Origin of the sequence: Phenylobacterium sp., from assembly GCF_035944335.1 — a bacterium.
Lineage (GTDB): Bacteria > Pseudomonadota > Alphaproteobacteria > Caulobacterales > Caulobacteraceae > Phenylobacterium.
This window is the reverse complement of the sequence record NZ_DASZBG010000058.1, coordinates 1-24,132: the sequence shown is the minus strand read 5'-3', so window position 1 is coordinate 24,132 and position 24,132 is coordinate 1. Positions and strand designations below refer to the sequence as shown.

Below are 24,132 nucleotides of genomic sequence, written 5' to 3'. Positions count from 1 at the left end.
GCCCGACGATCCACACCCATCCGCGCCGTCCCTCACGATGGCAGAGCTTGGGCTGCGATCTCGGCGGTCTGCGGTGTCGGAAAAAAGGCTCCCGCCGGCGGACCGGCCCGCGGGGCCACTGGCGTCCTTCGCGCGGCCGCAGTACGAGCTTGCACCGCCTGGGCGCGTGCAAGCCCGGGCTCCCACCTTCGACGAGTTCACGGCCATCGCTTACCGCCACCAGAAGCCGCCCGCCTGATGTGGGTCTTTGGCGACCGCAGCCGCCGGGTGAGGCCGAGGCAAGCGCTGCGCGCGCTGACCGCCACCTTGCGCGAGGTGGAGAGCGCGAGCTCCGGCGCGGAACGCCACGACCGGCTGACGGCGGCCTTCCTGCAGGCGGGCGAACTGGCCCAGGGCATCGCCGATGCGGAGTTCCGCGCCAAGGGCGAGGATGACGCCTCGCCGGCCCAGGAGGCGGCGCTGGCCTTGCTCGTGGCGCTGGCCCGCAAGCTCGCCGCCTCGGCCTGGAGCGGGTTCGTCAGCATCGGGCCGCCGAGCTCGGCGGAGCTGATGGCCCTGGCGCTGTCGCCCATGCCCGACGAGGTCGAGCTGAAGACGCCGGAGGGCCATGCCTTCTACGCCGTCTTGCCCGAGGCCTATCTGAAGGCCGCCGCGGAAAAACCCTGGGACTCCCCGCCGCTGGTGATCGGGGTGCGCAGCATCGGCGCGGGGCTGGCGGCGCTGACCGCGGCGGTGACCCATGCGGAGAAGGTGGTGACGCTGCGGCCCACCGGCCATCCGTTCCGGCGCGAGGTGCGGGTCTCCGACGGGTTGAAGCGCAGTCTGGCCGCGCACCGCGGGCTCTACGCGGTGGTCGACGAGGGGCCGGGGATGTCGGGCTCGTCGTTCGGGGCGATCGGCGACCTGCTGGACGAGCTGGGCGTGGAGCCCGAGCGGATCGTCTTCCTGCCGAGCCATGATGGCGAGCCCGGCGCCGAGGCGCTGCCGGAGCACCGCGCGCGGTGGGCGCAGGCGATCAAGCGGCCGGCGACCTTCGAGGCCCTGGTCGAGGACGAACCGCTGGCGGGCTGGTTCGAGGACCTGACCGGGCCGATCTCGCAGATCGAGGACCTGTCCGACGGCGCCTGGGCCAAGGCGCGTGGCGACCAGCCGCCGATCCATCCGCTGCTGGAGCGGCGCAAGTTCCGGCTGACCGCGGAGACGGGCGCGTGGCTGGCCAAGTTCGCCGGCCTGGGCGCCCTGGGCGAGGCCAAGTTCGCCCGCAGCCGCACCCTGTTCCGGGCCGGCGCCGGGGCCGAGCCGCTGGGCTTGCGGCGCGGCTTCCTCCTGGAGCGCTGGGTGGAGGGCGCGCCGGGGCCGCAGGTCAACCGCGAGGGCTTGGTGGAGCATGTGGGCCGCTATCTGGGCCTGCGGGCGCTGGCCTTCCCGGCCGAGGCCGAGGACGGCGCGAGCCTGGAGGACCTGGCGGTGATGACCCGGGTCAATGTGGCCGAGCTGAAGGGCCAGGCGGCGGCCGACGCCCTGCCCGCCCCGCCGATGCGCGCCAAGCCCAGGCCGATCCACGTGGACGGGCGGCTGCATCGCTGGGAATGGATCACCACGCGCGACGAGCGGCTGATCAAGACCGATGCGCTCGATCACAGCTGCGGCCACGACCTGGTGGGCTGCCAGGACGTCGCCTGGGACGTGGCCGGCGCGCGGATCGAGCTCGATCTGGACGAGGCGGAGGTCGAACGGCTGATCGCCGCGGTCGCCCAGGTCAGCGACCGGCCGGTGGACCGCGACCTGCTGGCCTTCTTCGACCTGGCCTATCCGGCTTTCCAGGCGGGCCTGTGGACGCTGGCGGGAAACGAGGCCCAGGTGGCGCGGTACGCGGCGCGGCTGCCTTAGCCCCAACCGCTCGTCCCGGCAAAGGCCGGGATCCAGATGGCAGGACTCAGCGGTAGGCTCTAGGCGCTCAGAGCTGGTCCCGTCAGCCCCAGACCATGAGATCCCGGTCCCGGCCTTCGCCGGGATGAGCGGCGCCGGTTAGCGCGGCAGCTTGGTGGCGCCCATCAGGTATTCGTCCACGGCCCGGGCGCACTGGCGGCCCTCGCGGATGGCCCAGACGACCAGCGACTGGCCGCGGCGCATGTCGCCGCAGGCGAAGACCTTGGGGGCGCTGGTGCGGTAGTCGACGACATTGGCCGCCACATTGCCGCGCGGATCGAGCTCGACCTGCGACTGCTCGACGAGGCCGGCCTTGCGCGGGCCGGTGAAGCCCATGGCCAGGAGGACGAGGTCGGCCTTCAGCTCGAAGCCGGAGCCTTCGACTTCCTGCATGCGCATGGCGCCTTCGGAGCCGGCCACCCATTCGAGGCGGACGCAGTCCAGGGCGGTGATGCGGCCGTCGCGGCCGATGGCGCGCCGGGTGGCGACGGCGAAGTCGCGCTCGCAGCCTTCGTCCTGACTGGAGGAGGTGCGCAGCTTCAGCGGCCAGTCGGGCCAGGTGAGCGCCTTGTCCTCGCGCTCGGGCGGGCGCGGCATGATCTCCAGCTGGACCACCGAGGCCGCGCCCTGGCGGTTGGAGGTGCCGATGCAGTCCGAGCCGGTGTCGCCGCCGCCGATGATCACGACATGCTTGCCCTGGGCCGAGATCGTCGAGCCGCCGGGCGCGGCGCGGTCTTCGGGATCGCCGGCGCCGCGCTTGTTCTGCTGGGTGAGGAAATCCATGGCGTAGTGGACGCCTTCGAGCTCGCGGCCGGGAACCTCCAGGTCACGCGGCGCCTCGGCGCCGCCGGCCATGACCAGCACGTCATAGTCGTCGAGCAGGCGCTGGACGGAGACGGTGGCGCCCACCTCGAACTCGGTGCGGAAGATGACGCCTTCGGCCTCCAGCTGCTTGATGCGGCGGTCGATCAGCGGCTTCTCCATCTTGAAGTCGGGGATGCCGTAGCGAAGCAGGCCGCCGATGCGGTCGGACTTCTCGAAGACGGTCGGCGCGTGGCCGGCGCGGGCCAGCTGCTGGGCGCAGGCCAGACCCGCCGGGCCGGAGCCAGCGATGGCGATGCGCTTGCCGGTGCCGCGCGGCGACGGCTCGGGCCGGATCCAGCCCTCCTCCCAGCCGCGGTCGACGATCTGGCACTCGATGGTCTTGATGGTGACGGGGTTGTCGTCGATGTTCAGGGTGCAGGACGCCTCGCAGGGCGCGGGGCAGACGCGGCCGGTGAACTCCGGGAAGTTGTTGGTCGACTGCAGGTTCTCCAGCGCGGCCTTCCACTGGTCGCGATAGACCAGGTTGTTGAAGTCGGGGATCTGGTTGTTCACCGGACAGCCCTGGTGGCAGAACGGGATGCCGCAATCCATGCAGCGGGCGGCCTGCTCGCGCAGCGCCGGCTCGGCCAGCGGACGGACGAATTCCTTCCAGGTCTTCAGACGCGCCTTGGCCGGCTCATAGGTCCGGTCTTGCCGCTCGATCTCCAGGAAGCCGGTGGGCTTGCCCATCGGGTCAGGTCTCCAAATCCAGGGTTCTATTCGGCGGCGACGGCCTGGGCCGCGTCGCGTTCGGCGCTGAGCTCGAGGAGCGCACGGCGGTAGTCGATGGGCATCACCTTGACGAAGGACGGCAAGGCCTGGTCCCAGTTCTCCAGGATCTCCGCGGCGCGGGCCGAGCCGGTGTGGCGATGGTGGCGCTCGATCAGCAGGCGCAGCCGCTCGGCGTCGAAGCGCAACATGTCGCCCATGCCATTGTCGTCGACCGAGGGCGCGCGCGGCTTGGGGCGATGCGGCTCGTCGGCGGCGCTGTGCGGCGCGGATTCGGCCGGCGCGATGGGCTCCACCGCGACCATGGCGGTGTTGCAGAGGTCGCCGAAGCGGCCGCGCGGGTCGTAGACATAGGCCACGCCGCCGCTCATGCCGGCGGCGAAGTTGCGGCCCGTATCGCCCAGCACCACGACCACCCCGCCGGTCATGTATTCGCAGCCATGGTCGCCCAGGCCCTCGACCACGGTCACGGCGCCGGAGTTGCGCACGGCGAAGCGCTCGCCGGCCACGCCCTCGAAATAGGCTTCGCCGGCGATGGCCCCATAGAGCACGGTGTTGCCGACGATGATGTTGCGGGTCGGGTCGCGGCGGGCTTCCCTGGGCTGGCGCACGACGAGGCGGCCGCCGGACAGGCCCTTGCCCACATAGTCGTTGGCGTCGCCGATCAGCTCCAGCGAGACGCCGCGGGCGGCGAAGGCGCCAAAGCTCTGGCCGGCCGTGCCCTTGAGCGTGATCGAGATGGAGTCTTCCGGCAGGCCGGCGTGGCCATAGGCGCGGGCCACCTCGCCCGACAGCATGGCGCCCACCGTGCGGTTGATGTTGCGCACCGCAAACTCGCCGCGCACGGGCTTGCCGTCCTTCAGCGCCGGCGCCGCCAGCTTGATCAGCTCGTGGTCCAGCGCCTTGCCGAGCCCGTGGTCCTGGCGGTCCTGGTTCCAGAGCCCCTTGCGGCCCTCGGCGTGGGCCGCATAGAGGATCTTCGACAGGTCGATACCCTGGGCCTTCCAGTGGTCCAGCGCCGGCGCCATGTCGATGCGGTCGACCCGGCCGATCATCTCGGCGACCGTGCGGAAGCCCATCTCGGCCATGATCTCGCGCAGCTCTTCGGCCACGAAGAAGAAGTAGTTGATCACGTGCTCGGGCTGGCCGGTGAAGCGGGCGCGCAGCACCGGGTCCTGGGTCGCCACGCCGACCGGACAGGTGTTGAGGTGGCACTTGCGCATCATGATGCAGCCGGCGGCGATCAGCGGCGCGGTGGCGAAGCCGAACTCGTCGGCGCCGAGGAGCGCGCCCACGGCCACGTCGCGGCCGGTGCGCAGGCCGCCGTCCACCTGCACGGCGATGCGGGTGCGAAGTCCGTTGAGCAGCAGGGTCTGCTGGGTCTCGGCCAGGCCAATCTCCCAGGGCGAGCCGGCGTGGGTGAGCGAGGTCAAGGGCGAGGCGCCCGTACCGCCCTCGAAGCCGGAGATGGTGACGTGGTCGGCGCGCGCCTTGGAGACCCCGGCCGCGACCGTGCCGACGCCCACCTCCGAGACCAGCTTCACGGAGATGCGGGCCTTCGGGTTGACGTTCTTCAGGTCGTGGATGAGCTGGGCCAGGTCCTCGATGGAATAGATGTCGTGGTGCGGCGGGGGCGAGATCAGGCCGACGCCCGGCGTCGAGTGGCGGACGCGGGCGATGTTCTTGTCGACCTTGTGGCCGGGCAGCTGGCCGCCCTCCCCGGGCTTGGCGCCCTGGGCCATCTTGATCTGGATGTCGTCGGCGTTGACCAGGTATTCGGCGGTGACGCCGAAGCGGCCCGAGGCCACCTGCTTGATGGCCGAGCGCATGGAATCGCCGTTGGGCAGCGGCTTGAAGCGGTCGCTCTCCTCGCCGCCCTCGCCGGTGTTGGAGCGGCCGCCGATGCGGTTCATGGCGATGGCCAGGGTCGTATGGGCCTCGCGGCTGATCGAGCCGAAGCTCATGGCCCCGGTGGAGAAGCGCTTGACGATCTCGGCGGCGGGCTCGACCTCGTCCAGCGGGATCGGCTCGTTGGCGGGCTTGAGCTGCATCAGCCCGCGCAGGGTCAGCAGGCGCTCAGACTGCTCGTTGATGGCCCGCGCGAACTCGCGGTACTCGCCCGGCAGGTTGCCGCGCACCGCGTGCTGCAGCCGCCCGACGCTTTCCGGCGTCCAGGCGTGGGCCTCGCCGCGCAGGCGCCAGGCGTACTGGCCGCCGACGTCCAGCATGGTCTTGTAGATCGGATTGTCGCCATAGGCGTCGCGGTGGCGGCGCACGCACTCTTGGGCGATCTGCGCCAGGCCGACGCCCTCGATGGAGGTGGCGGTGCCGGTGAAGTACTTGCCGATCAGCTCCGACGACAGGCCGACGGCGTCGAAGATCTGGGCGCCGCAATAGGACTGGTAGGTGGAGATGCCCATCTTGGACATCACCTTCAGCACGCCCTTGCCGATCGCCTTGATGTAGTTCTTGCGGACCTCGTAGGCCGACTGCGGCAGGCCGTTCTGGACCCGCAGCTGCTCGATGGTCTGGAAGGCCAGATAGGGGTTCACGGCCTCGGCGCCGTAGCCCGCCAGCACGCAGAAATGGTGCACCTCGCGCGCCTCGCCGGTCTCGATGACCAGGCCGGTCTGCATGCGCAGGCCCTGGCGGATCAGGTGGTGGTGCACGGCCGCGGTGGCCAGCGCCGCGGGGATCGGGATGCGGTCGGAGGAGGTCGCCCGATCCGAGAGGATCAGGATGTTCATGTCGGCGAGCACCGCGTCGGTGGCCTCGCGGCACAGGCCGTCGAGGGCGCGCTCCAGGCCCTCGGCCCCGTCCTCGGCGGCCCAGGTGGCGTCCAGGGTGGCGGTGCGGAAGGCGCCATCCAGCAGCTCGTTGATGGCGCGGATCTTGGCCAGGTCCTCGTCGGTGAGGATCGGCTGAGAGACCTCCAGGCGCTTGTGGTTGCCGGCCTGGCGGCCGAGCAGGTTCGGACGCGGCCCGATCATCGAGACCAGGCTCATCACCAGCTCCTCGCGGATCGGGTCGATGGGCGGGTTGGTGACCTGGGCGAAGTTCTGCTTGAAGTATTCGTAGAGCAGCTTCGGGCGCGCCGAGAGCACGGCGATGGGGGTGTCCGACCCCATCGAGCCCACCGGATCGTCGCCGGCCCGGGCCATGGGCTCGAGGAAGAAGGCGAGGTCCTCCTGGGTGTAGCCGAAGGCCTGCTGGCCATCGAGCAGCACGGAGGGATCGTTGGGCGCCGGCGGGCCGGGCTCGGCGGCCAGCGACAGCTCCTCCAGCTTGAACTGGGTGTCGGCCAGCCACTGCTCGTAGGGCGCGGCCTCGGAGAGGGTGCGCTTGATCTCCTCGTCCTCGACGATGCGGCCTTCCTCGAGGTCGATGAGCAGCATGCGGCCCGGCTGCAGGCGCCACTTGCGGACGATGCGCTCCTCGGGGATGTCGAGCACGCCGACCTCGGAGGCCATGATCACATGGTCCTGGTCGGTGATCACGAAGCGCGCAGGACGCAGGCCGTTGCGGTCGAGCGTGGCGCCGATCTGGCGGCCGTCGGTGAAGGCCACGGCGGCGGGACCGTCCCATGGCTCCATCAGGGCGGCATGGTACTCGTAGAAGGCCTTGCGCTTGGCCTCCATCAGCGGATTGCCGGCCCAGGCCTCCGGCATCAGCATCATCATGGCATGCGCCAGCGGATAGCCGCCTGCAACCAGCAGCTCGAGAGCATTGTCGAGGCAGGCGGTGTCGGACTGGCCGTGCGGGATCAGCGGCCACATCTTGTTGAGGTCGGGGCCCAGCAGCTCGCTCTCCATGGAGCGGCGGCGCGCATTGATCCAGTTCACGTTGCCGCGGACCGTGTTGATCTCGCCGTTGTGGGCGATGAAGCGGTAGGGGTGGGCGAGCTTCCACGACGGGAAGGTGTTGGTGGAGAACCGCTGGTGCACCAGCGCCAGCGCGGACTCGGCGAGCTCGTTCTTCAGGTCCAGGTAGAAGGAGCCGACCTGGTGGGCCAGCAGCAGGCCCTTGTAGACCACCGTGCGGGTCGAGAGCGACGGCAGGTAGAGCTGGGTCAGACCCGGCAGGTTGTGCTTCACCGCCAGCTCGGCGAGCGGGTTCTGGGTCTGCTTGCGGACAGCCAGCAGCTTGCGTTCGTGGGCGTCCTGATCGCGGACGTTGGGGCCGCGGCCGATGAAGGCCTGGCGGATCACCGGCATCTGGGCCAGCACCGCCTCGCCGAGGCCGGTGGTGTCGACAGGCACCTCGCGCCAGCCGAGCAGCGGCTGCTTCTCGACGTTCAGGAAGTGCTCGAACTGACCGATGGCGACGCGGCGGGCCTCGTCGTCACGCGGCAGGAAACACATGGCCACGGCATATTCGCCGGCCGGGGGCAGGTCGACGCCGGCCTTGTGGGCCCAGTCGCGGTAGAGGGCGTCGGGGATCTGGATCAGGCAGCCGGCCCCGTCGCCGACCAGGGGGTCGGCGCCCACCGCGCCGCGGTGGTCGAGGTTGACCAGGATCTGCAGGCCGGCGTCGATGACCTCGTGCGATTTGCGGCCCTTGATATTGGCCACGAAGCCCACGCCGCACGCATCGTGCTCGTTGGCCGGATCGTACAGTCCCTGCTTCGGGGGGAACCCCATCGGATCCTCTCAACGCCTCCACGCACGCCAAAGCACGGCCCAAATGCCCTTTCGGAGGCCGCAACGCGCGAAGGGCGCATTTACCCGGCAAGATCAACCCTTGTCGATGGGCCGATTGCTGCAGGCGAGGAAGATTTTTCTAATACCGCAGGACCGCAGCGCCACAGCTCTAACGCGCCGCCGGGGTCGAGCCGGTCAGCAGGTAGTAGAGCACCCCGGCCGCCGAGCAGCCGAGCAGGAGCGGGATGACGCCCACCTTGAAGCGGAAGGCCGCGACCGCGGCGGCCAGCGCCAGCACCGCGCTGGCGAGGTTGACGGACGAGATCACCGGCAGCTCGAGCGCGAGGCCGAACTGGCGCACCTCGATCATCTGGCGGAACAGCACGTGCAGCCCGAACCACAGGGCGAGGTTGAGGATGACCCCCACCACGGCCGCGCCGATGGCGGCCAGCGCCGCGTTGAGCGCCCTGGCCTCCCGCAGCGCTTCCACGAACGGCGCGCCCAGGAAGATCCAGATGTAGCAGGGCAAGAAGGTGACCCAGGTGGTGAGCATGCCGGCCAGGACGCCGGCCGTGAGCGGGCTAAGGCCCGTGGGATTTCGGAATGCGCCCATGAAGCCCACGAACTGGGTGACGATGATCAGAGGACCCGGCGTGGTCTCCGCCATGCCGAGGCCGTCGAGCATCTCGCCGGGCCGCAGCCAGTGATAGGTCTGCACGGCCTCCTGGGCGACATAGGCGAGGACCGCATAGGCCCCGCCGAAGGTGACCACGGCCATCTTCGAAAAGAACAGCCCGATCTGCGCGAAGCTGCTCCCCCAGCCGAGCAGCAGGCCGCAGGCGGCGACGGGGGCGAGCCACAGAGCCAGCAGGACCGCGCTGATGGAGAGCGACCAGCGCAGGTTCGGACGCGCGTGCGCCGGCGTCTCCTCGCCAAGCAACGTGTCGGCGTCGGCCACCTCGGCCTTGGACTGCACGCCATGCCCGCCGGCCGCCATGAAGGCCGGCAGGCGCAGGCGACCGCCGATGAAGCCGATCAGGCCGGCGGCCACGATGACCAGCGGGAAGGACACCTTGAAGACGAACAGGGCCGCGAAGGCGCCGGCGGCGAGCGCGATCATCGGGGCGCTCCTGAGCGATCGGCGCCCCACGCGGAGCACCGCCTGGATCACCACCACCAGCACCGCAGCCTTCAGGCCAAAGAACAGGGCCGTGACCGCGCCCACCTGGCCGAACAGGGCGTAGAGGATGCTCAAGCCCATGATCGACAGGAAGCCGGGCAGCACGAACAGCGCGCCGGCCACCAGGCCGCCCCGGGTCCTGTGCATCAGCCAGCCGATATAGATGGCGAGCTGCTGGGCCTCCGGGCCGGGCAGCAGCATGCAGTAGTTGAGGGCGTGCAGGAACCGGCGCTCGCCCAGCCAGCGTTTCTCCTCCACCAGGATGCGATGCATCATGGCGATCTGCCCGGCGGGTCCGCCGAAGCTCAGGGCCGCGATCCGCGCCCAGACCCGCACGGCCTGCGCGAATGGAACGGTCCGGCTGGGGAGGGAGAGGTCGGCCGTCGCCTTTTCCACACGCACGCTCCAGGGCTCGCGGCGAAGAGGCGGCCAAAGAGCGGGTTCTTGGACGGCGGACCGTCTGTGTCCGGGCGACCCGCGAGAGCCCGGCGGGGTGGACACTAGTCCCTGCGTGGCGCGCCTTCAACGCCGGGCGGCCGGCCCTACCCCAGCGCCTGATCCAGGTCCGCGATGAGATCTTCCGCGGCCTCGACGCCGACCGAGAGGCGGATGAGGGAATCGGCGATGCCGATGCGGGCGCGGGTGTCGGCCGGGATCGAGGCGTGGGTCATGATCGCCGGATGCTCGACGAGGCTTTCCACCCCGCCCAGGCTCTCGGCCAGGGTGAACAGGCGCGTGCGTTCGAGGAAGGCGCGGGTCCCGTCGAGATCGCGGTCGAGGATGACGGTGATCATGCCGCCGAAGCCCGCCATCTGGCGTTTGGCCAGGTCGTGCTGCGGGTGGCTGGCGAGACCCGGATAGATCACCTGGCCTATGCCCTTGCGGTCCTCAAGCCAGCGGGCGACCGCCAAGCCGTTCTCACAGTGGCGCTGCATGCGCAGGGCGAGCGTCTTGAGGCCGCGCAGGGTGAGGTAGCTGTCGAAGGGCGAGGCGATCGAGCCCACCGCGTTCTGCAGGAAGGTGAGCTGGTCGCGCAGGGCGGCGTTTTCGCCGACGATGAGCGCGCCGCCGACCACGTCGGAATGGCCGCCGATATATTTGGTTGTGGAGTGCATCACCACGTCGAAGCCGAGTTCCAGCGGCCGCTGGACATAGGGACTGGCGAAGGTGTTGTCGGCCGCCGCGATCAGGCCGCGGCGCTTGGCGAGGGCCGCAAGGGCTTCGAGATCGGCGAGCCGCAGCATGGGGTTGGTGGGCGTCTCGGCCCAGATCATCCGGGTCTTCGGCGTGATTGCGGCCTCGACGGCCGCGAGATCGGCGAGGTCGACGAAGGTGAACTCCAGGCCGGCCGAGCGGCGGCGCACCTTGTCGAACAGGCGGAAGGAGCCGCCGTAGAGGTCCTCGCTGGCGATCACATGGTCGCCGGCGTCGAAGGCTTCCAGCAGCGTCCCGATGGCCGCCAGGCCGGAGGCGAAGGCGTAGCCCCTGGTCCCGCTCTCCAGGTCGGCCAGCGCGCGCTCGAGGGCGAAGCGGGTCGGATTCTGGCTGCGGGAATATTCGAAGCCCTTGTGCACGCCGGGCGAGGCCTGGGCGTAGGTGGAGGTGGCGTAGATCGGCACCATCACCGCCCCCGTCGTGGGGTCGTGCTCCTGGCCGCCGTGGATCGCACGGGTTGCGAAATCCAGCCGGTTCTTGCCCGCCTGGTCTTTGGGGGGTCGGTCGTTCAAGCCGCGCGCCTCAGATAGTTGATCAGATCGATGCGGGTGATCAGCCCCAGGAATTCCTTGCCGTCCATGACGATGGCCACCTCGTCCCGCTCGAAGATGGGCAGCAGGGCCTCGAGGTTCGAATTGGCCTGCACCGTGTGCAGCTTGGCGGTCATCGCCGTGGAGACCGGCTGGCGGAAGCGGGCGTCCTGGCGGCGGTCCTCGACGGCTTCCAAGAGGTCGCTCTCGTCGACGAGGCCGATCAGCCGGCCCTCGTCGAGCACCGGCAGCTGGCTGACGTCGGCCTGGCGCATCCGGTTGTAGGCGGTGAGCAGGGTGTCGTCGGGGCCGACGGTGACGGTTTCGCCGGCCGTGGCGGCGCGGGCGATGAGGTCGCGCAGATCGCCGTGCATCTCGCGGTCCACAAGGCCCTGCTCGGCCACCCAGCTGTCGTTGTAGACCTTCGACAGGTAGCGCGAGCCGGTGTCGCAGACGAGGGTGACGACCCGCTTCGGCTCGGTCTGCTCGCGGCAATAGCGCAGGGCCGCGGCCAAGAGCGTTCCGGAGGACGAGCCCGCCAGGATACCGGCCTTGGTGAGCAGCAGACGCGCCGTGGCGATGCTCTCGGAATCGGTGATCTCGTAGGCCTTGCTGACCAGGGTCAGGTCGCAGTTCTTGGGGATGAAATCCTCGCCGATGCCCTCGATCACCCAGGAGCCGGGCTCGACCTTCTCGCCGCGCTCGACCAGGGGCGCGAGGATCGAGCCGACCGGATCGGCCAGCACCATGACGGTCTTTGGCGAGGCCTTGGCGAAATAGCGGCCAAGTCCCGTCAGCGTGCCGCCGGAGCCCACGCCCACCACCACCGCATCGAGGTCGCCCTCCATCTGTTCAAGGATCTCGGGGCCCGTGGAGGTCTCGTGGGCGAGCGGATTCGCCGGGTTCTCGAACTGGTTGATGTAGACGGCGTTGTTGAGCTTGGCGGCGATGGCGTGGGCCATGTCCTGATAGTATTCGGGGTGGCCCTTGCCGACGTCGGAGCGAGTGATCCGCACGTCGACGCCCATGGCCCGCAGGTGCTGGATCTTCTCGCGGGCCATCTTGTCGGGGACCACCAGCAACAGCTTGTAGCCCTTGAGGATGCCGACCTGCGCCAGGCCCAGGCCGGTGTTGCCGGCGGTCGCCTCGACGATGGTGCCGCCGGGCTTGAGGCTGCCGTCGGCCTCGGCCGCCTCGATCATCGAACGGGCGATGCGATCCTTGATCGAGCCGCCGGGATTGGCGTTCTCCAGCTTGACGAACAGCCGGCAGGGCCCGGTGTCGAAGCCCGTCAGCTCCACCATCGGCGTGCGTCCGATCAGTTCGAGCGTCGAGGCCGCGATGGGCGGCGTAGGCTGGGCGGTCAAGGCTTCCTCGGGGTCTGTGGACAGGGCCGGTGAGAATTGCGCTTCGGACCGGTCATATGAGGTAGACCGCAGCGCCATGCGCGGCGCAAGGCGGGAAATTCTTGCTGCACCGCAGCGCGGTCGGAGCCCCCCCACCACGGCGCGCGCGGCGTTCCACGAACCCGGTTGACTGCATCCCGCGGCGGTTCATCGTCGGCATCCAGGCCGGCGAAACGGGGGCTCGTGAACCATGGCTGCGACGACGGCGGACCGGCACCTCTCCATCGACGCGGTGCGCGGCTTCGCGGTGCTCGGCATCCTGCTCATGAACATCGTCGGCATGGGCCTGCCGGCCTTCGCCTACATCGATCCGACCTATGCGGGGATGCATGGGCCGGCGGACCTGTGGACCTGGGCCATCAACAACGTGGCGACCGACGGCAAGATGCGGGCGCTGTTCACCATGCTGTTCGGCGCCTCGACGGTGCTGATTGCCGAGCGGGCGGAGGGTGCGACGCCTGGGCCCATGCAGACCCACTATCGGCGGATGTTCTGGCTGTTCGTGTTCGGCATGATCCACGCCTACTTCCTGTGGTGGGGCGATATCCTGGTCTGCTACGCGGTGGCGGGGCTCGCCATCTTCCCGTTCCGCAAGCTGGACCCGCGGGTGCAGATCGCGGTGGGCGCGGCGATCCTGGTCGCGCTCCTGGCCCACAACGCCTACGAAGCCGCAGAGCTTTCGGCGCTGCACGCCGCGGCGGCGGCGCCCGGCGCCTCGGCGGCGGCCCTCTCCGCCTGGCAGGCGGTGTCGCTGGTGGTCGCGCCCGGCCAGGACATGGCCGCCCAACAGATCGCGGGCTTCGGCGGCGGCTTCATGGCGGCGCTGCGCGCGCGGACCCAGATGTCGCTGATCCTGCAGCTCGGCCTGGAGCCGACCGACGGCCTGCCCGAGGCGATCGGCCAGATGTTCGTGGGCATGGGTCTGTTCCGGTTGGGCTTCTTCACCCTGCGCTGGTCGAGCCGCGCCTACGCCTGCGTGATCGCGGTGGGCTATCTGGTGGTGGCGCCGGCCATGGCCTGGACGACCTGGATGATCTGGCGCGCCAATTTCGAGCCGCTGACCCTGCATGGGTGGGAGGTCTGGCAACAGATCGGCCGGCCGCTGATCGCGCTCGCCCACGCCAGCGTGCTCTTGCTGATCATCCGCTCGGGCGCGGGGCAGGCGGCGGTCGCGCGACTGGCGGCCGCGGGGCGGATGGCGTTCTCGAACTATCTGATGACCTCGATCATCACGACGCTGGTGTTCTGCGGCTTCGGCCTGGGGCTCTATGGCAAGCTCTCCCGCTTCGAGCTGCTGGGGGTGGTGGCCGGCGTCTGGGCCTTCATCCTGATCTGGAGCGGGCCGTGGCTCGCCCGCTTCCACTACGGGCCGTTCGAATGGGCCTGGCGTTCGCTGGTCCGCTGGCGGCCGCAGCCCTTCGTGCGGGGCGGGGCGAAGCCGGCGGCGGCTGCGGCGTGAGGCCATGCTGAAGGTCGCCGGCGGCTGCCACTGCGGCGCCATTCGCTTCGAGGCGGAGGTGGATCCAGAGCGGGTGACGCTCTGCCACTGCACGGACTGCCAGCAACTGTCGGGCGGGCCCTACCGCGCGACGGTCCCGGCGACGGCGGCCAGCTTCCGGCTGATCCGCGGTCAGCCGCGCAGCTACGTCAAGACGGCCGACTCCGGCGCCAAGCGCCGCCACGGCTTTTGCGGGGACTGCGGCGGCCCGATCTTCGCCACCACGGTGGAAGAGCCGCAAAGCTATTCGCTGAGGATCGGGACTCTCGACGAGCGGCGTCAACTCACCCCCAAACGCCAAATCTGGCGGCGCTCGGCGCTCGCCTGGTGCGATGATTTGAGGGACGTGCCGGTCGATCCCGGCGCCTGATCTCGAAGGCGTCGCGATGGTACCGCCCCTCGGGATCGAACCGAAGACCTCCAGATCCACAATCTGGCGCTCTAACCAACTGAGCTAGGGCGGCGCATCGCGAGCGCCCGGTTCTAGTCGGGCGGGCCCGCGCGATCAAGCGGCTGTGACGCCGATCTGCGGACAAGAAAAAAGCCCGGAGGCGCGGGGCCTCCGGGCTCGATAGGGTCGTCGCGTGTCCGGCTCAGCCCTTGGGCAGCTTGAACACGATGGGAATGCGCACCACGCCGCCGGAGACGGGCGAACCGTCCTTGGTCTGCGGGCGCATCTTGAACAGCCGGCTCATCTTCATCGCGGACTCGCCGAACCCTTGGTCGTTGGGTTCTTCGTCCGACACCGAGCAGCCGGTAAGCGTGCCGGAGGCGGTCACCGTGCAACTGATCGTGGCCCTACCTTCCACGCCCATGCGAGTGGCGCGGTCCGGATAGAACCGGGCCATATCCTCGCCGGTCGGCTTACGCAGCCAGTCCGGTTGGGTGATGACCGACGGGCGCGGGGGCTCAGGCGGCGGCGGGGCCGGCGGCTTGGGCTCCTCGATCCGGTGCTCCACCGGCGGAACCGGCAGCGGCGGAATGGTCGGCGTATTGGGCACGGCCACCGGCGGTCGCGGCTGAAGCTTCGGCGGCGGCGGCGGCGGGGTGTTCGGCGGCGGCGGCGGCGGCGGCGGCGGAGGCGGCGGCACCGGTTTCACGAGGGCCACGTCCGTCACGTCTTCCGAGTAGTCCTTGAACTGCGCCTCGAACTTGCTCTTCCACAGGTAGATCGCCAGCGCCGCGTGGACGAGGGCGGCGACCACCAGGGCGATGATCAGGCCCTTGTTCTTCTTCGGCCGCGGATCGTCGAAGGGGTTATGCCCAGGATGGGCGATGTCGCGTGTATCAGACATACGTCACCGCCTACTTGCGCTTGTCTTCGCCGACGAGGGCCACGCTGTAGAAGCCGTTGTCCTGCAGCATGTTCATAACGCCCATGAAGTCGCCGTAGACCACATCCTTGTCGCCGCGGATGAAGATCCGTTCCTTGGTCGGGTTCCGGTTCGCGCCGAGGTGGGCCCGGAGGTCGTCACCGAGCTGGGAAAGGTCGGTCGGCTTGTCCATGAGGAACAGCCGTCCGTTGCTCTGGATCGAGATGTAGACCGGCTTCGGCGGGTTGGTCGATGGTTTGGCGACGGCCGGCGGAAGATCCACCTTGACCGTCACCGCAGCCAGCGGAGCCGCCACCATGAAGATGATCAGCAGGACCAGCATCACGTCCACGAATGGCGTGACGTTGATTTCCGCGTTGGCTTCCTCTTGGTACTTGCCGCCCCCGGAGCCTGCGAGTTTCGCAGCCATGTGGCTTAGGCTCCTTTGTCGAGCTGCCGGGAGATCGCGTTCATCAGCTCAGCCACAAAGCCTTCCGTGCGCGCACCGTAAGCGGAGATGCGGGTCTGGAAGTAGTTGTAGAAGATAACCGACGGGATGGCCGCGAACAGGCCCAGACCGGTGGCGAGCAGGGCTTCGGCGATGCCGGGGGCCACGACCGCCAGGTTGGTGGTGTTGGTGTTCGCGATGCCGATGAAGGAGTCCATGATCCCGTACACCGTGCCGAACAGGCCGATGAAGGGGCCGTTGGAGCCCACCGAAGCGAGGAACTGCATGCCGCTGGAAAGCCGGCGGGCCAGAGAGGCCTGGACCGCGCCCACGGCGGCCTGAGCGCGGCCGAGCGTGGTGTTTCGGTGTTCGCCGGCGACCTGCAGACCGGCCTGACGGGAGAGCTCGATTTCCTGGGCGGCCGCGGCGGCCATGTCGGCCAGCGGGTTGCCCTCGAATTCTTCCGCCGAGGCGATCCGACCCATGTCGTTGATCGACTTCGCGCCGCGGAACGCCTCGAGGAAGGTGTCCGACGCACGGTTGAGGGAGCGGAACTCGATCAGCTTGGTGATCAGCAGGGTCCACGAGAAGATGGAGGCCAGCACCAGGCCGATCATCACCACCTTCACGACGGGTTTGGCGTCGAGGAACATGGTGCCGATGTTGATCTTGCCGCCGCGGGACATCTGCGGAGGCAGGCTCGCGTCAGGCGCGGCCGGAGCGGCCGCCGGAGCGGCGGCAGGAGCCGCAGACGCAGCCGCCGGAGCGGCGGGGGCGGCGTTCTGGGCGAACGCCGGCGCACTCGCCATCAGCGCCACGGCGCCGATGAGAGCGATGAAAGGAGTCTTGAATTTGTTGTCGAGCATCTGTCGCCAGTTCCTGGTTGGTCTAGCACGATTGGCCGGAGGGTCGTCGCGCGAGAGCGTCTCCACCCTAGTTGAAACATGCCCGCCGCGCCGACCCGATTTACCGGACCAGTGCGACAGAACCGCTGTCGCTGCGCCCGACCCGTAACGCGTACTCCCAACGAGGTGTGGAAGAGTGGCGCTTCGAAGCGGGTGGCGACTTCGCGTTCCCTGGAAGGGATCTTGAAGTCTTACCGCTTTGTTAGACGTGCGGCCCGGGTCCTTTGGCAACCCCTTATAATTGCGTCAAGGGGTCAGAATACGGATCAGACCCCTCGGTCGACTTTATAGGCAGATCGATTGCTGCATTGCACAACGCGATGTCCCTCGGCGTACTCCCGAATTCTACCGCCGCGCGTATTTAGGATGTTGCGTTGCAACATTTTCACAGAACTGCGATTTCGACGTTGACGCCAAATGGCTTCGCGGCCAGCGCCATCGGCAACCGCTCGCTCAAGATGATCTTTTGAGAAGGCGTGGGTGAGGGGCTGCGCAGCAGCCCCTCGCGGCCCACTCGCCGCGCCGTCGCCGCGCGACGAGCCGCGCGAGCCAAGCCCGCCGAAGCTAGACCGCAGCCGCACAGCTTGACCATGAGGCGAACGGGCGCAGGCCCAGCCCGACGGCAGGCTGGAAAACGGCTTGGGAAGGGTGGTGCCTGGGGGCGGATTCGAACCACCGACACGCGGATTTTCAATCCGCTGCTCTACCAACTGAGCTACCCAGGCGAGAGGCCGCCAACGCGGGAGCCGCGTCTATAAAAGAGCCGCCCGGGGAAGTCCAGAAGCGGTGGTCAGTCTTCTTCCGGGGCGTCCGGCGGACCCTCTTGGTCCTCGACGGCCGGGATCGCATAGCGTCCCGACAGCCACCGCTGGAGGTCAACGTCGGCGCAGCGCTTCGAGCAGAACGGCCGCGTGGCGGGGTCGCTCGGCTTCCCGCAGATCGGGCATTGCGGGGCGCTCATTTCGCGGCGACCTCCAGGCGTTCCCGGACCGCCGCGGGGTCCGGCTCCAGGCTGAATCGCGCGCCCAGCGCCTCGCCGAGCCTGACCAGGAGCGGCGCGGCGGCCTGCGCCACGCCGGGCGCGCATCGCGCCACGAGGCGGGCGCCGCGCTGGGCCTCGCCTTCCGTCTGCAGTCGGCGCACCAGCCGCTGGGCGAGCGTGCGGTCGCTGAGCGCGCCGTCGTCACGCAGGAGCCGCTCCGCGAGCGGTCGGGTTCGGCGGGGAAGCGAGAGTTCCATGGTCCCGAAACGCCCGACCGGGCCGATCGCCACGCCGGGGTTGTCCGGTCCGAAGGCCGCGCGGGCCGCGGCCAGCAGGGCCGCGCCGTCGTGGCCGCGCCCCACCAGGTCGATCACCACGATACCGCCCAGGCCCTTCAGCCGCAGGAGCCGGGCGGTGACGCCCAGGGCGGCGAGGTTGGCCTGCCGCGTGACCCGCTTGGCGTCCGCGCCCTTGCGCTCGCCCAGATCGATATCCACGGCCACCAGGGCGCGGGTCGGCTCGATGGCGAGACTGCCGCCGCCGGGTAGCGCATGCACCGTCTCCAGCGCCTCGGCCTCGGCTTCGTCGGCGATCTCGCGCGCCGGCCGGCCCGTTACGATCTCCGCCTCGCGCTCGTGGGCGCGCAACTCGGCCTCGACATCGGGCGGCCGCGCGACTAGCCGCGGTGGGCCCTCGCCCGGCCCCAGCCAGCGCGCGACGGCGAGCTTGCCGCGCCGCGGTTCGTTGCGAACCTCGACCTCCAGAGCCTCGCCCTGCCGCGGCCGGGCGTCGGGTTTATAGGGCAGGATCGCTTCGGCGCCCGCCCCGAGGTCCAGGAAGGCCGTGGCGAGCGCCGGCTCCACACCGGCGACGCGAGCGACCAGCCGGGCGCCGGCCACCAGCCGCAGGTCGTCGTCGTCGCGGCGGATGATCAGACGCTCCGGCTGGTCATCAAGCGTGACCACCCCGCGGACTTCCCCGGGCGCGCTGTCGAGATAAAGGCGACGACGGCTCACGGCAGCATGTATCCCAGGCCCTGCAGCAGGTTCGCCGTCTCGTGGAGCGGCAGGCCGACGACGGCGGAATAGGACCCCTGCAGCTGGGTCACCAAAGCCGCGGCCCGTCCCTGGATGGCGTAGCCGCCCGCCTTGCCCATCCCTTCGCCCGACCGCAGGTACCTCGCCGCCTCGGCCTCGGACAGGCGCTTGAACCAGACGCGGCTCTCCACCAGGCGGGCCGACGACCGTCCGTCGGGCGCCACCACGCAGACAGCCGTCAACACGCGATGTGCGCGACCCGACAACAACGCCAGGCAGGCGCGGGCCTCGGCTTCGGTTTCGACTTTCGGCAGCACGCGGCGTCCGACGCCGACCACCGTGTCGGCGGCGAGGACGAAGGCGTCGGGGTGGCGGCGACGCACGGCCGCGGCCTTGGCGGCGGCAAGCCGGCCGGCGAGGTGGCGCGGCGTTTCCCTAGGATGTGGGGTCTCGTCGAGCTCCGCCGGCTCGACATGATCGGGAACGAGGCCGATCTGCCGCAGAAGTTCCAGCCGCCGCGGGGAAGCGGAGGCCAGCACCAGGCGCTGCGGCGTCGACGGCAAGGCCTGGATCGGCCGTTAGCGGACGCGGAACGTGATGCGGCCCTTGGTCAGGTCGTAGGGCGTCATCTCCACGAGCACCTTGTCGCCGGCCGAAACGCGGATGCGGTTCTTGCGCATCTTGCCGGCGGTATGGGCGATGATCTCGTGGTCATTCTCGAGCTTCACGCGGAAGGTCGCATTCGGAAGCACTTCCGAGACCGTTCCAGGGAACTCCAACAATTCTTCTTTCGCCATGCACTCTCCCAATCGGGCATCGCAGTCGGGCATAAAACGACGGCTCGCGCCTTTACGTCAGGCCGCGAGCCGTGAACAGGGCCGAATTATAGCGTAAAGCGGCGGCGAAGGTCGATGGGTGCGGCGGTCATGGCGCAAAGCGCTTGGCGATCCGCGCCGCGAGCGCATCGCGCACGTCGCGATAGGCGCTCAACCGCGCCTCGCGGGAGCCTTCCGTCAGAGTGGGATCGAAGACCGGCCAGTATTCGATCTCCGCCGCCCGTCCCCGCGCCATCTCGACGGCGCGATGCTGAGACTGCGGGGTGAGGGAGATGACCAGGTCGAAGGAGTTGTCCTCCAGATCCTCGAAGGTCTTGACCCGGTGCCGGGAAAGGTCGCAGCCGACCTCGGCCATTACCGCGGCCACGAACGGATCCACGCCCGCCATCTCCTCGGGGTCCACCGGGGGGTACTTTAGGCCGCAGCTGTCCACATAGACCCGATCGCCGACCAGCCGCTTCAGCAGGGCCTCCGCCATCGGGGACCGCACGCGGTTGAAGTTGCAGGCGAAGAGCACGGCGCCGGGCTGGCTCGCCGGGGGACTGCCAGGCATGCCGCGTCAGCCTCGCCAATGCAGTGCGCAGATGAGCGTGAAAAGCCGCCGGGCGGTGTCCAGATCGGTGTCGATCTTGCCGGCCAGGCGCCTCTGCAGCAGCTCGGAGGCTTCATTGTGCAGACCTCGGCGGCCCATGTCCAAGGCCTCGATCTGGGCCGGCGTCGAGTTGCGGATCGCCTGGTAGTAGCTCTCGCAGATCATGAAATAGTCTTTGATCAGGCTCCGGAACGGCGACAGCGACAGGATGTGCCGGCGCTCATAGCGGGGCCCCTGGATGTCCAGCAACAGCCGGTTCTCGACCAGGCCCATCTTCAGCTCGTACGGGCCGCCCTCGCCGCCCTCCGGCTTGAAATAATTCTCCTCCAGCAGATCGAAGATCGCGATCTGCCGCTCCTGTTCCTGGTCGCGCGAAGCCGCCGCGAGGGAATCCTCGTCGAGGTCGACCTTTTCCAGGCGATGCGTCTTGCGGTCGTCGTCGGCCATGGCGTCCGGACGTGAGGGTCTGCGCGTGCTTTATGGCATTCCGCCCCCTCGCGTCATCCCACGCGGCGCAGCACTCGACCCATCGCACAAGAAAACAGCGCCCGACGCGCGGGGCGTCGGGCGCTGATCAGCTTTGGCCCATTCGGATGGCCGCGGAGCGGGCGTGAGCCGGAAGGCCCTCCGCCTCGGCCAGGGCGACGGTCGCCGGCGCGAGCGCGGCGAACGCAGCCTCGTCGCATTTGACGATCGAGGTGCGCTTGATGAAGTCGAACAGCGACAGGCCCGACGAGAACCGCGCCGCGCGGCTGGTGGGCAGGACGTGGTTCGACCCCGCCACATAGTCGCCGATGGCTTCCGGCGCATAGCGGCCCAGGAAGATCGCTCCAGCATGGCGCACCCGATCGGCCAGCCGCTCCGGTTCGGCGACGGCGAATTCCACATGCTCGGGCGCGATGCGGTCCACCAACCTCGGCGCCTGGTCAAGCGGTGCGATGATCACCGCGCCGTGGTCGCGCCATGAGGCGGCTGCGTCCTGGCCGGTGGCGAGGTGCGACAACTGCGACTCGATGGCGGCCTCGACCTTGCCGGCGAAGGCCTCGTCATCGGTGATCAGTATGGATTGCGCCGCCGGGTCATGCTCGGCCTGCGACAACAGGTCGGCCGCAATCCACGCCGGCTGATTGAGGTTATCGGCCACCACCACGATCTCGGAAGGGCCGGCCAGCGCGTCGATGCCGACCACGCCATAGACCCGCCGCTTGGCGGCCGTGACGAAGGCGTTGCCGGGTCCCACGATCTTGTCGACCGGTAGGATCGGCCCAGCCCCATAGGCCAGCGCCGCCACGGCCTGAGCGCCCCCGACCCGCCAGATTTCCGTCACGCCGGCTTCCTTGGCGGCGGCCAGCACCGCGGGCTGCAACTTGCCCGGCGGGGTCACCATGGCGATGCGTCCGACGCCGGCCACCGCGGCCGGCACCGCATTCATCAGCACTGTCGATGGATAGGCGGCCCGGCCGCCCGGCACGTAGATTCCGACCGCATCGAGCGGCGTCCAACGCCAGCCGAGCTCGACGCCGGCCTCGTCCGTGAACCGCTGGTCGGCCGGCCGCTGACGTTCGTGATAGGCGCGGATTCGCCTGGCCGCGAACCCGATCGCGTCGCGCACCTCGGCTGGACACGCCACGGCGCCGGCCTCGATTTCCTCGGGGCTCACCCGGATCGTCGCTTCGTCGAGTTCGACGCCGTCGAACTGTCGCGCGAACCGCAGCAGCGCCACGAGCCCCTCGACCTTCACGGCCCGCAGCACGTCGCGCACGACGGCGTCCACCTCCTCGGGCGTGTCGCGGCGTTCGTCGACAAAGGCGGCGAAGGTGGGCTCGAAGTCCGGGTCGGTGAAGCGGAAGCGGCGCATGGCGCGCCTCCTTTAGCGGCCAGACGGCCGAAGCGCTATCGCGCGCAGCTCAGTCCCCGTGCGCCGGCTTGCGCGTCGTGGGCCAGGGTGTCGACACGTCCGCCAGCACCGCCTCCACACATTCGACGGTGGCGCGCAGATCGCCCCCGCCTGCGAAACTCAGCGTCACCACCCCACCCGGGGCGTCGCCTGGCGTGAACGTCATGGCCAGCAGATCCAGAACCGCCTCGCGCGCGCCGCGCCGGATCTTGCGAGCCTGGACACCCAGCACGCCGGCCAGCTGCAGGCCAGCGCGCACCCGCTCGCCGCCGCCGGTTTCCCAGCGGTAGCGGTTGAACCCGATGGTGAGCCGCCTGGCCTTGGCCTCATAGGCGATGTCGCCGACCTTCAGCACCGCGTCCTGCATGGCCGCGGAAATGACGTCCAGATCCTCGGGATCCTGCGCCAGCAGCCGAAGGGGCTTGGGTTCGACCATGGCCAGCTACTCGTCCTCGCCGTCGCCCTTGATGCGCCGGATCTGGGCGCCGCAGGCGCTGAGCTTTTCCTCAAGCCGCTCGAAGCCGCGGTCCAGGTGATAGACCCGGTTGACCACCGTCTCCCCCTGGGCCGCCAAGCCCGCGATCACCAGGCTGACGGAGGCCCGCAGGTCCGTCGCCATCACCTGGGCCGCGTTCAGGGATTCAACGCCGCGCACCCGCGCCTCGCCACCGGAGACGACGATGTCGGCGCCCAGCCGCGCCAGTTCCGGAGCGTGCATGAAGCGGTTCTCGAAGATCGTCTCGCGGATCACGCTCTCGCCTTCGGCGAGGGTCATCAGAGCCATGAACTGGGCCTGGAGGTCCGTCGCGAAGCCGGGATAGGGCGCGGTGTCGATCTCCACAGCCTTCAGGCGCCCCCCGTTTCGCTTCACGGTCAGGCCATCGTTGTGCGGCGTCACTTCCACACCGGCCTCGGCCATCTTGTCGAGCAACGCCTCGATGAAATCGCTGCGGGTCCGGGTCAGGCGCACTTCGCCCCCGGCCATGGCCGCGGCCACCGCATAGGTGCCGGTCTCGATGCGATCGGGCATCACGGCGTGGGTTGCGCCATGCAGGCGGCTGACGCCCTGGATCTGGATGGTCGAGGTGCCGGCTCCGGCGACCTTCGCCCCCATCTTGTTGAGGCATTCGGCCAGGTCGACCATCTCCGGCTCGCGCGCGGCGTTGGTGATCTCGGTATCGCCGCGGGCCAGGACGGCGGCCAGCATGGCGTGTTCTGTCGCGCCCACCGAATTGATCGGGAAATCGATGCGGCCGCCCCTCAGGCCCCGCGGGGCCTGGGCATAGACGTAGCCTTCGTTGAGATCGATCTGCGCGCCGAGCGCTTCAAGCGCCTGCAGGTGCAGGTCCACCGGCCGAGCGCCGATCGTGCAGCCGCCGGGCAGCGAGACCTTCGCGTGGCCCTCCCGCGCCAGCAGGGGACCCAGCACATTGAACGAGGCCCGCATCTGCCGGACTAGGTCGTAAGGCGCGATGGCGCTGACGATCTCGCGGGTGGTGAGCAGGGTCTCGGGGCCATCGTCGCCTTCGGACTCGACGACCTCGGTCCCCAGTCGCTGCAGCAGCTTGCCCATGAAGCGGGTGTCGGCCAGCCGCGGCATGTTCGTCAGCCGAAGCGGCTCTGCGGTCAAAAGGCTCGCCGCCATCAGCTTGATGGCCGAGTTCTTGGCGCCGCTGATGGGGATTTCGCCCTGCAGCCGCGCGCCGCCGGTGATGGCGATGCGGTCCAATCCCAATCCTTCGAAACAGCCGCGCTTTTTCCGAAGTCGCGGGGGGCCAGCCCAAGGCTGATATCTAGCCTGCGCGAAGCCCCGCGCAAAGGCCGGCTTCAGTCCCCCTTCGCGGGTTTCGGATCGCCAGCGTGCGCGCCCTTCGGCTCCGCCCCGGCTTTCCGCCGGCGCAGGTTCGCGCGGAGCGCCTGAGCCAGCTTCGCCTCCCGAGCGGAAGGCTTGGCATCGGCGGGATCGGAGGGCTTCGCCATGCTGCCTGGGTGCGGCGAGGCGTCCCCATCGTCAAGCCCACAGGCGGCGGATTGGGGCTTCACGCCGCCCGCGACGTTGGCTATAGCCCCCGCCTCGCCTTTCGCCGCCGTAGCTCAGTGGTAGAGCGCATCCTTGGTAAGGCTGAGGTCG

At 69.4% G+C, this 24,132-nt stretch carries 20 protein-coding genes and 2 tRNA genes; 3 read left to right on the top strand and 19 right to left on the bottom strand.

The features are described 5' to 3' along the window. Positions 1-237: 237 nt before the first annotated feature. The gene (locus VGT80_RS10415) at positions 238-1,890 is read left to right on the top strand and encodes a hypothetical protein (protein ID WP_327455495.1); all 1,653 of its coding nucleotides are present in this window, start codon (positions 238-240) and stop codon (positions 1,888-1,890) included. A 138-nt stretch (positions 1,891-2,028) separates the two neighbouring features. On the opposite strand, the gene VGT80_RS10410 is transcribed toward VGT80_RS10415, so the two are convergent. From VGT80_RS10410 to VGT80_RS10390, 5 genes are all read right to left on the bottom strand, one after another. Then, positions 2,029-3,483 (bottom strand): glutamate synthase subunit beta, encoded by a 1,455-nt coding sequence (locus VGT80_RS10410; protein WP_327455493.1) that lies wholly within the window; start codon positions 3,481-3,483, stop codon positions 2,029-2,031. A 26-nt stretch (positions 3,484-3,509) separates the two neighbouring features. Next, on the bottom strand, positions 3,510-8,162 hold the full coding sequence (gene gltB, locus VGT80_RS10405; RefSeq protein ID WP_327455491.1) for a glutamate synthase large subunit: 4,653 nt from the start codon (positions 8,160-8,162) through the stop codon (positions 3,510-3,512). A gap of 169 nt (positions 8,163-8,331) precedes the next feature. Then, positions 8,332-9,738, bottom strand: a complete 1,407-nt coding sequence (chrA, locus tag VGT80_RS10400; RefSeq protein ID WP_327455489.1) for a chromate efflux transporter — start codon at positions 9,736-9,738, stop codon at positions 8,332-8,334. 146 nt (positions 9,739-9,884) lie between these two features. After that, positions 9,885-11,069, bottom strand: coding sequence for a cystathionine gamma-synthase (locus VGT80_RS10395; protein ID WP_327455487.1), 1,185 nt, complete (start codon positions 11,067-11,069; stop codon positions 9,885-9,887). Continuing rightward, the gene (locus VGT80_RS10390; protein WP_327455485.1) at positions 11,066-12,454 is read right to left on the bottom strand and encodes a cystathionine beta-synthase; all 1,389 of its coding nucleotides are present in this window, start codon (positions 12,452-12,454) and stop codon (positions 11,066-11,068) included. Before VGT80_RS10390 ends, VGT80_RS10395 begins: the two co-directional genes overlap by 4 nt. Before the next feature lie 229 nt (positions 12,455-12,683). Between VGT80_RS10390 and VGT80_RS10385 the strand changes: the two genes are divergently transcribed. Both VGT80_RS10385 and VGT80_RS10380 read left to right on the top strand, forming a co-directional pair. Beyond that, positions 12,684-13,952, top strand: coding sequence for a DUF418 domain-containing protein (locus VGT80_RS10385; RefSeq protein WP_327455483.1), 1,269 nt, complete (start codon positions 12,684-12,686; stop codon positions 13,950-13,952). A 4-nt stretch (positions 13,953-13,956) separates the two neighbouring features. Further along, a complete protein-coding gene (locus VGT80_RS10380; RefSeq protein ID WP_327455481.1) occupies positions 13,957-14,361 on the top strand; it encodes a GFA family protein in 405 nt (134 codons plus the stop codon). Positions 14,362-14,378: 17 nt separating this feature from the next. Here the strand turns inward: VGT80_RS10380 and VGT80_RS10375 are convergent. The 14 genes from VGT80_RS10375 to murA all read right to left on the bottom strand — a co-directional run bounded on the left by VGT80_RS10375 (position 14,379) and on the right by murA (position 23,730). Then, positions 14,379-14,455 (bottom strand) — tRNA-His (locus VGT80_RS10375). A gap of 129 nt (positions 14,456-14,584) precedes the next feature. Continuing rightward, positions 14,585-15,286 (bottom strand): energy transducer TonB, encoded by a 702-nt coding sequence (locus tag VGT80_RS10370; RefSeq protein ID WP_327455479.1) that lies wholly within the window; start codon positions 15,284-15,286, stop codon positions 14,585-14,587. A gap of 10 nt (positions 15,287-15,296) precedes the next feature. Next, positions 15,297-15,734: a biopolymer transporter ExbD gene (locus tag VGT80_RS10365; RefSeq protein ID WP_327455478.1), complete on the bottom strand. Its 438-nt coding sequence runs from the start codon at positions 15,732-15,734 to the stop codon at positions 15,297-15,299. A gap of 5 nt (positions 15,735-15,739) precedes the next feature. Further along, positions 15,740-16,618 (bottom strand): MotA/TolQ/ExbB proton channel family protein, encoded by an 879-nt coding sequence (locus VGT80_RS10360; RefSeq protein ID WP_327455497.1) that lies wholly within the window; start codon positions 16,616-16,618, stop codon positions 15,740-15,742. A gap of 688 nt (positions 16,619-17,306) precedes the next feature. Further along, positions 17,307-17,382: transfer RNA gene (locus tag VGT80_RS10355), tRNA-Phe, on the bottom strand. Between the two features lie 65 nt (positions 17,383-17,447). Beyond that, a complete protein-coding gene (locus VGT80_RS10350) occupies positions 17,448-17,618 on the bottom strand; it encodes a DNA gyrase inhibitor YacG (protein WP_327455476.1) in 171 nt (56 codons plus the stop codon). Continuing rightward, positions 17,615-18,655 carry a ribonuclease E/G gene (locus VGT80_RS10345; RefSeq protein ID WP_327455474.1) on the bottom strand — a complete coding sequence of 347 codons (1,041 nt, stop codon included), beginning with the start codon at positions 18,653-18,655 and terminating at the stop codon, positions 17,615-17,617. Before VGT80_RS10345 ends, VGT80_RS10350 begins: the two co-directional genes overlap by 4 nt. After that, on the bottom strand, positions 18,652-19,239 hold the full coding sequence (locus tag VGT80_RS10340) for a nucleoside triphosphate pyrophosphatase (protein WP_327455472.1): 588 nt from the start codon (positions 19,237-19,239) through the stop codon (positions 18,652-18,654). Before VGT80_RS10340 ends, VGT80_RS10345 begins: the two co-directional genes overlap by 4 nt. Before the next feature lie 15 nt (positions 19,240-19,254). After that, positions 19,255-19,473 carry a translation initiation factor IF-1 gene (gene infA / locus VGT80_RS10335; protein ID WP_111458197.1) on the bottom strand — a complete coding sequence of 73 codons (219 nt, stop codon included), beginning with the start codon at positions 19,471-19,473 and terminating at the stop codon, positions 19,255-19,257. A gap of 127 nt (positions 19,474-19,600) precedes the next feature. Then, positions 19,601-20,065, bottom strand: coding sequence for a low molecular weight phosphatase family protein (locus tag VGT80_RS10330; RefSeq protein ID WP_327455456.1), 465 nt, complete (start codon positions 20,063-20,065; stop codon positions 19,601-19,603). Between the two features lie 6 nt (positions 20,066-20,071). Continuing rightward, positions 20,072-20,551, bottom strand: a complete 480-nt coding sequence (locus VGT80_RS10325; RefSeq protein ID WP_327455454.1) for a UPF0262 family protein — start codon at positions 20,549-20,551, stop codon at positions 20,072-20,074. 127 nt (positions 20,552-20,678) lie between these two features. Continuing rightward, positions 20,679-21,962 carry a histidinol dehydrogenase gene (gene hisD / locus VGT80_RS10320; protein ID WP_327455452.1) on the bottom strand — a complete coding sequence of 428 codons (1,284 nt, stop codon included), beginning with the start codon at positions 21,960-21,962 and terminating at the stop codon, positions 20,679-20,681. Positions 21,963-22,011: 49 nt separating this feature from the next. Further along, positions 22,012-22,437 (bottom strand): DUF2948 family protein, encoded by a 426-nt coding sequence (locus tag VGT80_RS10315; protein WP_327455450.1) that lies wholly within the window; start codon positions 22,435-22,437, stop codon positions 22,012-22,014. Between the two features lie 6 nt (positions 22,438-22,443). Continuing rightward, a complete protein-coding gene (gene murA / locus VGT80_RS10310) occupies positions 22,444-23,730 on the bottom strand; it encodes a UDP-N-acetylglucosamine 1-carboxyvinyltransferase (RefSeq protein WP_327455448.1) in 1,287 nt (428 codons plus the stop codon). Between the last annotated feature and the right edge of the window lie 402 nt (positions 23,731-24,132).